The sequence below is a fragment of the Oceanisphaera sp. genome, from assembly GCF_052084945.1.
Lineage (GTDB): Bacteria > Pseudomonadota > Gammaproteobacteria > Enterobacterales > Aeromonadaceae > Oceanimonas.
Window position 1 is genome coordinate 1 of record NZ_JBQDEX010000084.1, and the last position, 12,599, is coordinate 12,599.

Annotated in this window: 13 protein-coding genes; 4 read left to right on the forward strand and 9 right to left on the reverse strand. The window is 43.5% G+C overall.

The annotated features are described in order from the left end of the window. From ACTHY5_RS08555 to ACTHY5_RS08570, 4 genes are all read right to left on the reverse strand, one after another. The coding region (locus ACTHY5_RS08555) for a DEAD/DEAH box helicase (protein ID WP_441878695.1) at positions 1-456 on the reverse strand (456 nt) is incomplete at its 3' end. Between the two features lie 335 nt (positions 457-791). Beyond that, a complete protein-coding gene (locus tag ACTHY5_RS08560) occupies positions 792-1,103 on the reverse strand; it encodes a DUF6172 family protein (RefSeq protein WP_441878697.1) in 312 nt (103 codons plus the stop codon). Positions 1,104-1,277: 174 nt separating this feature from the next. Continuing rightward, positions 1,278-1,601, reverse strand: coding sequence for an IS200/IS605 family transposase (tnpA, locus tag ACTHY5_RS08565; RefSeq protein WP_441878719.1), 324 nt, complete (start codon positions 1,599-1,601; stop codon positions 1,278-1,280). After that, positions 1,535-1,675: a transposase gene (locus ACTHY5_RS08570; RefSeq protein WP_441878699.1), complete on the reverse strand. Its 141-nt coding sequence runs from the start codon at positions 1,673-1,675 to the stop codon at positions 1,535-1,537. Before ACTHY5_RS08570 ends, tnpA begins: the two co-directional genes overlap by 67 nt. Positions 1,676-1,698: 23 nt before the next feature. Between ACTHY5_RS08570 and ACTHY5_RS08575 the strand changes: the two genes are divergently transcribed. Both ACTHY5_RS08575 and ACTHY5_RS08580 read left to right on the forward strand, forming a co-directional pair. Further along, complete coding sequence (locus ACTHY5_RS08575) at positions 1,699-2,919, forward strand: RNA-guided endonuclease InsQ/TnpB family protein (RefSeq protein WP_441878701.1); 1,221 nt, start codon at positions 1,699-1,701, stop codon at positions 2,917-2,919. A gap of 221 nt (positions 2,920-3,140) precedes the next feature. Continuing rightward, complete coding sequence (locus tag ACTHY5_RS08580; protein ID WP_441878703.1) at positions 3,141-3,554, forward strand: carboxymuconolactone decarboxylase family protein; 414 nt, start codon at positions 3,141-3,143, stop codon at positions 3,552-3,554. 247 nt (positions 3,555-3,801) lie between these two features. Here ACTHY5_RS08580 and ACTHY5_RS08585 read toward each other — a convergent pair whose 3' ends face one another. Next, entirely contained in the window at positions 3,802-4,263 is a 462-nt protein-coding gene (locus ACTHY5_RS08585) for a 3D domain-containing protein (protein ID WP_441878705.1), read from the reverse strand. Between the two features lie 150 nt (positions 4,264-4,413). Here ACTHY5_RS08585 and ACTHY5_RS08590 point away from each other — a divergent pair, with 150 nt between their 5' ends. After that, a complete protein-coding gene (locus tag ACTHY5_RS08590) occupies positions 4,414-5,499 on the forward strand; it encodes an endonuclease/exonuclease/phosphatase family protein (protein WP_441878707.1) in 1,086 nt (361 codons plus the stop codon). A gap of 87 nt (positions 5,500-5,586) precedes the next feature. Here ACTHY5_RS08590 and ACTHY5_RS08595 read toward each other — a convergent pair whose 3' ends face one another. Both ACTHY5_RS08595 and ACTHY5_RS08600 read right to left on the reverse strand, forming a co-directional pair. Continuing rightward, complete coding sequence (locus ACTHY5_RS08595; protein WP_441878709.1) at positions 5,587-6,267, reverse strand: CYTH domain-containing protein; 681 nt, start codon at positions 6,265-6,267, stop codon at positions 5,587-5,589. Between the two features lie 354 nt (positions 6,268-6,621). Continuing rightward, positions 6,622-7,737: a mechanosensitive ion channel family protein gene (locus ACTHY5_RS08600; RefSeq protein WP_441878711.1), complete on the reverse strand. Its 1,116-nt coding sequence runs from the start codon at positions 7,735-7,737 to the stop codon at positions 6,622-6,624. A gap of 362 nt (positions 7,738-8,099) precedes the next feature. On the opposite strand from ACTHY5_RS08600, the gene ACTHY5_RS08605 reads away from it, so the two are divergent. Further along, positions 8,100-10,085 (forward strand): BCCT family transporter, encoded by a 1,986-nt coding sequence (locus tag ACTHY5_RS08605; RefSeq protein ID WP_441878713.1) that lies wholly within the window; start codon positions 8,100-8,102, stop codon positions 10,083-10,085. Between the two features lie 66 nt (positions 10,086-10,151). On the opposite strand, the gene ACTHY5_RS08610 is transcribed toward ACTHY5_RS08605, so the two are convergent. Both ACTHY5_RS08610 and ACTHY5_RS08615 read right to left on the reverse strand, forming a co-directional pair. Continuing rightward, the gene (locus ACTHY5_RS08610; RefSeq protein ID WP_441878715.1) at positions 10,152-11,843 is read right to left on the reverse strand and encodes an EAL domain-containing protein; all 1,692 of its coding nucleotides are present in this window, start codon (positions 11,841-11,843) and stop codon (positions 10,152-10,154) included. 263 nt (positions 11,844-12,106) lie between these two features. After that, the gene (locus tag ACTHY5_RS08615) at positions 12,107-12,436 is read right to left on the reverse strand and encodes an SMR family transporter (RefSeq protein ID WP_441878717.1); all 330 of its coding nucleotides are present in this window, start codon (positions 12,434-12,436) and stop codon (positions 12,107-12,109) included. Between the last annotated feature and the right edge of the window lie 163 nt (positions 12,437-12,599).

Sequence of the window (12,599 nt, forward strand, 5' to 3'; positions counted from 1 at the left end):
CACAAACTCCACGTCACTTAAGCTAATATTGCCCAAGGTTAAGTGCTCTAACAAACGCCCAGGAGTGGTTATAACCACCTCTACCCCAGCTTTTAGCTTGTTAGCTTGGCCGCCCATTTTTACGCCACCATACAAGGCCGTCACCGTGATCGGCAAAAACTGCGCATAGGCGCCAATAGCATCCCCTAATTGCTCAGCCAGCTCTCGTGTAGGCGTAAGTATTAAAGTACGCGGCTTATGGGCGATGGCTGTTTTTGGCTTATCTAACATACGTTGTAAAATAGGCACCGCAAAGGCGGCTGTTTTACCGGTACCGGTTTGCGCCGTTACCTGTAAATCTCTGCCCCGACGGGCAGGCACTATCGCCTGCTCTTGTACGGGGGTCATCGCACTGTAGCCACATTCAACTAGAGCGCGTTGCAGCTCTGAGGCCAAATCTAAAGATGAAAAATGCATAAAAGTTCCTCTGTAGAGTCGCTACAGTCAAAAAACGAGGCAAGAATATACCAGTATTTTACTGGTATAGGAGAGCATTGATTATATTTTACAATAAATATTTACAGTGGCATAAACAAGCATGGTACGAGGACGATAATGGCGACGGTTTCGCTAATAGACTCAAAGAGTGCTCTTGGTGCACTTAGGCATAAATATCGACAGTGATTTTATGCCTTACTCTGTTTATTAACGCCATTGCTTTATCTGTCAACAATAGCTTTGTAGCCTGTGGCACCTACCTCGGCAGGCTTTGGGTTAACGCTTGGCCACTGATATTGTCGGAATGTTGAAGACTAGTCTTGTTCGTCTTCAATGATGGTTGGGCGAGCACCGTATTCAGCGGCTTTAGCAATAATCTCGACATAAAACTCAGTGGCACCTTGCGCAACGGCGGCGTCAATTTGCTTATTAATGTCAGAAGGAAACACCTGTTCGGCCTCAGCTTCAGACGTCCCAAAGCGACAGTCAAACGCCCAGTAGTCTGCGCCGGTGGGCAGTTGCTTATTACGCTCTCTTTTAAAATATTTTTTAATTTCATACTTAATCGCATCCACTAAACGAGCAGGTTTCAGTTTAGGGTGCGTTAACGTGAAGGTCTTTTTCATCGGTGTTCCTACAGAATTTCTATTGTTCATCATTTAGCCATCACAGCTAAATGCTAGTTGAGGCGTATTCTACCAAATAGCGCCAAGTGCGCCATCTAAATCTGCGAGTCTAAGCGAGTAATTTAGGTGATGAAAGGCGCACACCACGAAGTGGTGGCGTTAATTAAACCCTTCCTACTGCTCTAAATACTGCTTCACAATTTCAAGTGGCGCACCTCCGCAGCTAACTAAACAATAACTCCTGCTGTAAAAAACTGGCTTCCAGTAAAACTTACCTAAGTGTTCGGAAAACTCCTTTCTTACCAGTCTGGAAGTGGCTGTTTTTAAACTATTCACCATTTTACTTGGTTGTATCTTGGGGTTTGCTGATATTAAAAGATGAAGGTGATCTGGCTCACCATTACACTCTAAAAGCTCGCAATCCCAAGTTTCTAGCAGCCTTTGTACTGAACCTCTAGGTACGTAGCAATGTCGGAAGTGATGCTCCGATGACGGTATTTAGTTACAAGAACTAAATGATAATGAATGTTGTAAGTACTGTGATACAGCGTGTTCATGGCTTGTTTTTTCATAGTAACTTAATACAATCGAATGCATGACTAAAATCATCCGAAAAGTTACTTATAAGCTGTATCCATCCGATTCTCAGGAAGAGTCGCTGATGGATATGCTTATTCACCATCACCAGTTATATAACTGGGCTTTGCGTGATCGAATCGAAACTTATCGGCAGTTTCACTATGGCCTTAGTTTTTCTGAACAGTGCAAAATAAACACCCTCTGGCGCAGCAATCGGAAGCAACATCGCCTTTTAAACGCTAATGCTCAGAGTGAGCAAGTTACGCTAAAGCGAGTTTCATTGGCCTTTGAGGGCTTCTTTCGACGTTTAGAACAAGGTGATAGAAAAGCGGGGTTCCCTCGCTTTAAGCCCTTTCAGCGCTTTAAAGGCTGGGGATATAAAACTCACGGTGATGGCTGGAAGCTTCACCTAAAAGAAAAGAAGCATGGCGCGGTTTATCTGGCGAATGTCGGTATCGTTAAGATCAGAGGTAAAGCCAGAAACGAAGGTGGTATCCCGAAAACGGCAGAGGTTATCCGTAAAAATGGTGAATGGCTCCTCTCTGTTTCAATGGAATACCCTTCCATTGAACGAAAGAGTGGCACCAAAGGGATCGGCGTGGATTGGGGCGTGTCTCATTATCTTTCGACTGTCGATCATGATGGTCATTTCGAGCAAGTAGCAAACCCCCGCTATTTAAGTCAAAGCCGAGAGCGAATGACCAAGTTGCAGCGCGACTTGGCACTGGTGAGGAAAGGGACGCGCCACCATCGTAAGTTAAAATACCAGCTCGCAAAGTTACACCAAAAGATCGCCCGTCAGCGCCTCGACTTTACCCACAAAGAAACGGCAAAACTGGTCAAAATTGCTGCTCTCATTTCCACAGAAAAACTGACCGTAAAGAATATGACACGCAGTGCCAAAGGCACTGCCGATAAACATGGAAAAATGGTAAAGCAAAAAGCGGGCCTGAACCGAGAAATCCTCAATACAGCGCCAGCCATGACCATTAATTTTCTGAAATACAAAGCGGAAGAAACTGGTATTGAGTGGGTGATGGTGCCGACTCAGAAAGTTAAACCGAGTCAAACGTGCCCAGATTGCGGTGTTAAGAAGAAAAAGACCTTGGCAGAGCGTTGGCACTCATGTCCGTGCGGTTGTGAAAAGCCCCGAGACGTAGCCAGTGCGCAAGTCAATCTGAATTGGGCACTAGGATTAGCAGTAAAGGCTGGGAACCAGCCTGAAAAAGTAGCTTAGGCTATTTTTAGAAACTCCTTCAAAATGCGCAGTATTTAGTGGGAGTTGTTCATATGGATATGCCGCAGATAACTGCCATTTTCAGTGGATTTTCTCACTATCTCATTGCAGCACCCGCATCGCCTGTAAAAAACACCGGGGTTTAGGTACCCTTGGCCATAAGTAAGTTAAAATTTGGTATATTAAATTTAACGTAATCAAAAACTTAAGGAGACTTAACCGTGTCAGACGATCTGTATCAACAAGGTATTAAAAAAATTCAAGAGCTCACCGCCTCCCCAGACGATAACCCTACCGGAGACATGGATATAGGTGCTGCCTTTGCCGACATTGCCCCTGACTTGCAAAAATACGTAGTGGAGTTTGCCTTTGGTGGTATTTATTCGCGCCCAGGGTTAGACAATAAGCAAAAAGTATTAGCGACCATTACAGCCTTAGTCGCTCAGGGCAAACCACAAATTGCCATGCACATAAAAACCGGCTTAACCGTGGGCTTAACACCCGAAGAAATTATCGGCTGTATTATGCACTTGCTGCCTTACACGGGTTTTCCGAGCGTGATTAATGCGCTGACCGTGGCCAAACAAGTATTTAAAGAACGCGGTGTGTCGGTAGACACCACTGCGGTTCAATAATACCAACCGTATTAAATAAGTAGTCAGTTTGCACTGCCTAAAGCCGAACAAAGAACATTCTCTATCGACACGCTACGGGCTAATCACATTCATCGTATCAGCCTACTGCGAACATTCACTGGATGTTCGTTAGGCTAATACGATTTATCACGGCGGGACAGGCTCAGAGTCTCTACGCCAATTACCGTGGGCTAAACGGCGTATTTTTGTCATCAAAACCGCTATTAATTAAACAGTCGGCAGGCAATTACTCAAGGAGATCATCCGTTACCGGTACTTGCCATGTAATTTCAACTGGCCGCTTCCCCCATGCTCTCGCCTGCTTTTTATCTAACATTAAAATATCGATTTTATCACGCCAGCGTTTATTCATTTTATCTAATACTCGATACTTGCCTTCAAAACCCGCAATTTCTACTTGGGTATTATGCGTTAACCCTTGATCAATTAAATCGCGAGATACAGCGATGGCTTTCATCCCTGGTACCAACATGTCTCCCCAAGCGGCTAACCCTATATTGCCCTTTTTTGTTTCATCTTCAGCTAAGGTATAAGCTGTGGCGGTAACCGTGGCGGTTAAGGTGTCAACTTGCACTACTCCCACGCCATTATCGCTATTGCGCTCATCCGTTTTACCGCAGCCCAATAATAATACGCTCAACAATAAACTTCCCAATGCCGTACGCATAACAAACACTGTGTGATACATCTCTATTCCTACGTTATAACAATTGATTAATGCAGCGCTGCCATTACCCCCGGCGGCCTCATTCTTATCTAGATAACTTATGCTATCATTCCATTGCTAGTGATACTGTGTGTTTACCTATTATTCGCCCTTACAAGAGTCACATTACCTATGGAATTGACGCTATTTATCCTCGCAACCCTATTAAGTACCGTCATCACTTTATTGCCAGTATGGCGCTGCGAAGCTTGGTGGGTAAGAGGGTTAGACTTTCCTCGAGTGCAATTTTTTTATCTTATTTTAACCATTGTTCTACTTGCTTTATGGCGACTCGATCTCTCTAGCGCTAATGGCTTAGGTATATTGGCACTCAATGTGGCCTATCTGCTATATCATGGCTGGTGGATCCTGCCCTACACGCGTTTTCACCCCATAGAAGTAAAAGCGACCACAAGAGCACATGGCCAAGAATCCATTACTATTTTATCATCAAATGTGCTGGCCACTAACAAGCATGCCGAGTGTCTTATTGAATTAGTACAGCGCCACCAACCCGATATATTGGTGACTCTTGAGTCCAATCACTGGTGGCAGCAACAGCTAGAAGTATTAGAAGCCGACTACCCTCATACCATAAAGTGCCCACTCGATAACCTATACGGTATGCATGTCTACTCTCGCTTGGAGCTTAAAAACAGCACTATTGAATATTTAGTGCAAGACGATGTGCCCTCTATGCACTGTTTAGTAGAGTTACCCTGTGGTAACCAGATTATTACCCACTTTGTTCACCCCGCACCGCCCAGCCCTACTGAAAATGAAGCATCAAGCGAGCGTGATGCAGAGCTGCTGGCCGTAGCACACCAAGTGGCAGATACCGAGTTACCTGTTATTGTCGCCGGCGATCTTAACGATGTTGCTTGGTCACCCACTACGCGCTTATTTAGAAAAATCAGTGGTTTGCTTGACCCTCGTATTGGGCGCGGTATGTTTAATACTTTTCATGCCGAACATTGGTTTATTCGCTGGCCGCTTGACCATTTGTTTCATAGCGAGCACTTTCGGGTGAGTCAATTACAGCGTTTAAAGCTAACCGGATCAGATCATTTTGCACTACTAAGCCGCTTAAGTTTTAAACCTAATAAGCACAATGGCGATAGTGAACTCAGCGCAGATGCTGAAGATAAGCAATGGGCTAAAGAAAAGATGCATCAAGAAGATATCAATAAAAGCGATGTGCCCGATCTCACTAAGTAGCACGGCTTATTGCTTGCAAAGCAAAGGTAAGAAAACGCAATAGGCTAGGCGAAAAACGGTATCACCTAGCCTTATATTTATTAATAACTAGCTAACAATCAAGCACTTGGGCTTATCTTCCCATTTAAAGTACGGATGTAATGCCAAGTAGCTATTGCTGTATTTTTTATCTGCTACTTCTTTCATTACCCAACCTTCTGGGTAAGCATCAACTTGTATATTTTCGTCTTCAAGTTCCACTTCAACCAAGATCAGCCCTTTGTTGTTTAAGTCAAACACGTCTAACTCAAAGGCAAAATCGTTAAACATTTTAGTATAACGCACTTTGTGTATTTGCTTGGCATCAGCAACACTGTCGAGTATAGACACTCCATCAATCATTGGAATAGCAAACTCAACTTCTAAACAAGACAAGCCTATTCGAGGACCTTTTATGGTCAAAAACGCCTGATCGTCCGCCACTCGTATACGAATAGAAATATCATCCGCCGTGTGTAAATAACCGTGCTCTTTATCTTCAGAATCAGTTAATTGCTCGATCATTAAGTAGGCTTGATCGATGGGAATAGGATACGAAAAATACTGCCCACCGCGGTCTTTTTTACCAGACTCAATGGTGAAGTGCCCTTTATTGTCACTCACAGACACCTGAACTAATACTTTATTATTGGTAACTATGTAACCCTGCCTAAATAAAACACCATCAACTAAATCGCTTTCGGGTACCTGACTTACAAGAAATTTTCTTTCTATTTCTTTGTTTATCATATTAATTACCTCACTTCTTACATAATAAAGTACTGCTATACTACTTTATATTCGATGCTAATTAATAACATACTCAATTTGCTTATGTTACCCCTTATTAAAAGCCAGCTTACAACCTATATCACTAAAGCCAAACCTGAACTTACCACCATCATTAGCAAAATTATTGGTAATAAGCAAGCTAACAGCAACACCTAGGCTATATTGTTCATGTTATGGACAAATATTAAGCGGTGGGTCATGGCATAAAATAACGGCGGAACAGTAGGTTAGCAACTTTTAACCCTAAGCAAGAGCCAGCTTAGCCCCACTAAAATGAGCCCTCAGGGTGAGGGCTCTTAATTGCCAATCAGATTAGTGGTTCATCTGCATATCGGCGTCATATGTAGGATCATTTTTTAATAATACATGGTTCTGCGGCAAAATCTTACACCCTTTAGTGCGCGCAATATCTGCAATCCCCATTAAAATCTCTCCCTGCGCTTTTGCAAAGTCAGCATAAGGAACAAAACTGTTGCCGCCCGTTGAGCGTACCCAGGCATAAATATTTAGCTTCAGTGCTTTATCACCAAACTCACTAAAATCAAACACAAAATAGTCCAAGTCGTCACGCGTGGCCAAAAAGTCATTACCTTGTGCAACCACCTCTTTGATCTTGTCGTAATCACCATAGCTTAACAAAACATCTTGTGAGAGCGTACGATGCGCAAGACGAGAGTGGTTGATTAAATTTTCTGTATTAAAAATAGAGTTGGGTACATAAATACGCTTACCGTCCCAGCCAGCAATAGTGGTTGAACGCCAGCCAATGTGTACAACCGTGCCCGATAAACCGCTACTTTTAAGAATAATATCATCACCTAGCTTAAAAATTCGGCTAGCAAATATCGTTAAACCACCAAAAAAGTTAGACACTAAGTTTTGAGCAGCAAAGCCCACCGCAATACCTGCAGTACCACCAAAGGCAAGCAAACCTGCAATAGACAGGCCTAGCGCCTGAAATACGCCCAGCGCGACGATTAAAAATGCAATAATAGTCGCCAGTTTTTTAACCGCCGATGCAACTGTGCGGTCAACATAAGCGCCTTGCACACTGGCACGCTTAAAATAGTTTTCTTCCACTCGGTTGATTAAGCTGAACAAAAACCAACCAATTAAGAAGACAAATAAAACTTCTTGGGCTACCGGATTCACCTTATCGAGTACCGGATAGCCATGCCCTGGAGGAAAATAATGCCGTATGGCAATAATAACCCCAAGCAGCCAAATAGAGGTGCGTAGGGGGGAGCTAATGGCATTAAAAATGGCGCTGCGCCACACCTTTACCTCAGGCTTATCTCTTTTCCAGAGAAAACTGAGCACCACTCTTAGCACCAGATTAATAATCAGCAGGCCCGCTATCAAAAAAACTGGGAAAAACCACCATTTCCCCCCCTCTAAAATCTCTTCTGCTGACTCAATCCACTCCATTAATATGCTCCTACTTTTTACAGGTCAATACGGTATATAAAGGTACATTCTCTTAGCACAATCACTCAATTGTATATAACAAGCAACCACTAATAAGAGCGATTATATTTATACTTTTCTTAGATACTCGATCCTACCCCACCTCTGTGCAAAGGTAAAATTACGTCTGCATTAACTAACGGCTCTCAGCATATATAATTTTAGAGCACTCAAGCCTAATTTTGTGCCTCAATTTTAATCGGCATGACACCTTATACTTCGTAAGGTGAGTTACAAAGATCCCTTTTGTTACCAAAGTAGTGTATGGTACGCCGCTAATTTGACTTACTTAAAGCTGCGAGCAACCGCGCTTAGGACTCCCTATGGATACGGACCAGCCACACACTAACAGTGGCACCATTAACCCGCCTGTTTTTTATACTTCCGCATTACTGATTATTTTATTAGTGCTATTTGTGGGTGTTTTCCCGCAAAAATCCCAACAACTCTTTAATCAAGCCCAAAGCTGGATTGTGGACAGTGTTAGCTGGTTTTACATTCTTACCTTAGCGCTTACGCTAATCGGCACAGTGTTTATGGCCGCTAGCCGTTACGGCGACATTAAGCTTGGGCCCGATCATAGTGAGCCTGATTACAGCAATACCTCTTGGTTTGCCATGCTGTTTTCTGCTGGCATGGGGATTGGCTTAATGTTTTTTGGCGTGGCTGAGCCTGTGATGCACTTTCTTACTCCGCCAACTGGTGAACCCGGTACCATTGCTGCAGCCCGCGAAGCCATTAAAATCACCTTCTTCCATTGGGGGTTACATGTATGGGCTTTATATGCTGCAGTGGCATTAATTTTAGCTTTTTTCTCGTATCGCCATGGCTTACCGCTAACCCTGCGCTCGGCCTTGTACCCCTTTATTGGTGAGCGCATTTACGGCCCTATTGGTCATGCTGTCGATATTTTCGCCATCATCAGTACCGTACTGGGTATTGCCACCACACTCGGTTATGGCGTGTTGCAAATTAACAGTGGCCTAAATTACTTATTTGATATGCCCATTAATGCCAATATGCAATCTTTACTGATTGTTGGCATTACCGCCTTGGCCACGCTGTCTGTAGTATCAGGCTTAGATAAAGGCGTAAAAATTCTCTCTGAAACCAACCTGTTTTTAGCAGTTTGCTTGCTGGTATTAGTACTTATTTTTGGCCCTACCGCATTGCTTTTAGAAAGCTTTGTTGAAAATACCGGTGGTTACCTCTCGGATATAGTGAGCAAGACCTTTACTCTTTATGCGTACGACAAAACTGACTGGCTAGGCGGCTGGACAGTGTTTTACTGGGGCTGGTGGATTTCTTGGTCACCTTTTGTCGGCATGTTTATTGCCCGTGTCTCTCGTGGGCGCAGCATTCGTCAATTTGTGGTAGGTATTTTATTAGTACCATCGGGCTTTATCTTTTTATGGATGACGGTATTTGGTAATACCTCTATTCATATGATTATGGAACAAGGCATTACTAGCCTAGCTGACACTATACAAGCCGATAGCTCTTTAGCGCTATTCGCCTTTTTAGAACATTTTCCGTTTTCATCTTTGTTATCATTTATTGCCATTATTATGGTGATGCTGTTTTTTATTACCTCAGCAGATTCCGGTTCATTAGTAGTAGACATGCTGGCATCGGGTGGCAAAACCCGCACTCCGGTATGGCAACGTATTTTTTGGGCCTCTTCCACTGGTGTTGTCGCCATTGCGCTATTAATGAGTGATGGCTTAAATGCGCTACAAACCGCAACCTTGGTCAGTGCCCTGCCCTTTTCGGTGATCTTACTAATTGCATTTTGGGGCTTAATAAAAGCCCTAGATACCGACTCCACCAAGCGGGTGCTGCGTCAGCAAAGTGCCGTGCATCATCCACCCCGCCAACAACAAAGCGAAGGGGGTTGGCAGCGACGTTTACGCGGTATTGTTATGTTTCCCCGTCGTTCTCACGTTAATCGCTTTATTGATGAGGTAGTATTGGCCGCATTTGAAGCTGTGGCTGAGGAACTGCGTAAGCAAGGCTATCACACCGCCATTATTAACAACCACGTTGCAAAGCAGATAAAATTAGAGGTGCAGCATACCGATGAAGCCAATTTTGTATATGAAGTGCATCCTCGAGCCTATGTGCGCCCCAATAATGAGGCTGAGGACACAAGCAAAACGAATAATGACCAAGAGTACTTCCGTGCCGAAGTGCACTTAACGGAAGGTGGCCAAGATTACGACATTATGGGTTGGTCTAAAGAGGAAGTAATTGAAGACATCATTGATCAATATGAGCACCATATGCATTTCTTGCATGTTGTACGCTAGCAGCTGATAAAAAACATGGCGATGAATCATTCATCGCCATGTTTACTAATATGAGTGAACAGCCAATTAAAAATCAGACTCAATGGTTGGCTTACCAAACAAGTAACCTTGAAAATATTCACACCCCATACTTCGCAAGCGCTCAAATTGCTCCTGCGTTTCAACTCCCTCTGCTATAACCATCAAATTCATGTTACGGCCTAAGCTAATAATCGTCTGGGCCAACAGTGCACCTTGCTTTTTCTCATTTAAATTATTTACAAATACCCGATCAACTTTTAATTCATCAAGGGGCAAACGCGTTAAATATGCAAGAGATGCATAGCCAGTCCCAAAATCATCCAAAGAAATTGATATCCCCAGCCTACGCAAGCTTTCCATTTGTTTAACAACAAAATCTATGTCGTCAACCATGAGGTTTTCGGTTAGCTCAAAGCGTAACTTCCTCGGGTTTGCTCCAGTTTTATCCAGAATACTCTGCACGCGTTGAATAAAATGACCACTGCGAAACTGAACTGGGCTGACATTGACTGAAATACTCATATCTTCATAAGTTTTTTGAGAGCTCCAGCGCACCAGCCTGTAACAGCTTTGCTCCAACACCCAGTCTCCCATACTGATAATACTGCCTGTTGCCTCAGCAATAGGAATAAAATCAAGGGGAGAAACCACCCCTAACTCTGGGTGCTGCCAGCGCAGTAACGCTTCAAAGCTCACTAGCTCGCGTTGTGCATTCACTTGTGGCTGCAAAGCTAACGCAAGCTCATTATTTTGAATTGCACAGTTGAGTGCCTGTGAAATTTTCAAACGCTCTTTGACCATTAGCTCCATTTTTTTATCAAAAAAGCGTATCTTATTTTTCTTAGAGCGCTTCGCCATTTTTAATGCAATATTTGCTTGGCGTAACAGCTCCTCACTCGATAAGTGATTAGGCCGATCAAATAAAGCAATACCAATACAAGCCATCAAATGATGCGCCTTACCTTCTAAGACCACCGACATTTTTAGGGTATTAATAATGGTGGTTGCCAGTCGCTCAGCTTCCGCTGCTGCTGCACCAGGTGACGAGGCAACACAGGGTAAAAATAAAGCAAACTCATCTTTTCCTAAGCGGGCAAGTTCATCGGTTGCAGAGCGATATTGCTGCAACACCTTGGCAATATTGATCAGTACTTTATCGCCATGGCTATAACCTAAGCTGTCATTGATACTATGAAAGCTGTCAACATCAACAATCAATAATGCAGCACACGGGCAGTCACTGTTAACGTGGCGCATAGCGCTCGCAATACGCTCTAATATTAAACGTCGATTAGGTAAGCCCGTTAGCGAATCATAGTAGTAAAGACGTTGCACCTCAGCCTCTGCCACTTCCAGCTCCCGCAGATCGGCATCCATACAAAACATGATAGTCTCATCGTTTGGTAACGACACCACTGTATGACTAGAATACACGGGAACCGTGCTGCCATTTTTGTGTTTCAGGTTCAACCGTGCCGATGGTACAGCTTGCTTATTAGCAAACATCAAGGCAACCGCTCTTTTAGTATCACCCAACATCTCTTGAGGAATAATTAAATCATAGAGGGTTTTCCCCTGCACTTCACTGGCAGAGTACCCATAAATTCTTTCTGAGGCGGCATTCCAATATACGACCGACCCGTCAACGCGATAGCCTTGTATAGACATCGATTGCGTATCAGCAAAAAGCCTTTGAAACCTTGCTTCACTGATGGTCTTATCAGGATTATTCGTCATAAAAGCCAGCCATAAATATAGAGTGGATAAACAATGCCATTTTTAATTATAGAGTATAGTTAATGATATTGTTATGCCCCAGCTCTATGCCAAGTGACTCCTACAGCTTTCAGACTTATCTCATGAGCTTATATGTGTTAACGTTGTTTTGAGTCAGTTGAGAAGAAGTAATGACCAGTGGTAAAAATGGAGGGATGTAACCAAGGTGAAAGAGTATTAAAGCTCACAATCACGGGTTTGTCTTAGGCATTACTTTTAAAATGCTAAGGTACGCTAACTCTTGAAAATACGTTGATAACCACTACGCCAGTTATGATCAGCGCCATCCCAATCACACTTGCTAGATCCAGCTTCTGACCAAATATAAGCCAGCCTGCTAAAGAAATTAATACGATTCCAACCCCCGCCCAGATTGCATAGGCAAGACCAACAGGAATCACCTTTAGGGTCAGTGATAAAAAGTAAAAAGCTGCGGTATACCCCATAACCACTAACAGACTGGGCCATAACTTCGTAAAGCCCGCACTTGCTTTTAAGCTAGAGGTCGCAACCACTTCTGCAACAATTGCGACCCCAAGAAATATCCAGTTCATTTAGCCTTCTCCTCAGACAATATCTAAACATACCACCCATAATAATACCAAACACACTAAATAATCGATCTATCTAAATGCAGTATAAAGAGGAAACAGAGTCACCTCCCTCGCCGTGATGAATAGTATTAGCCCGTAGCGTGTCGGTGTAGTGGCCCCCTTT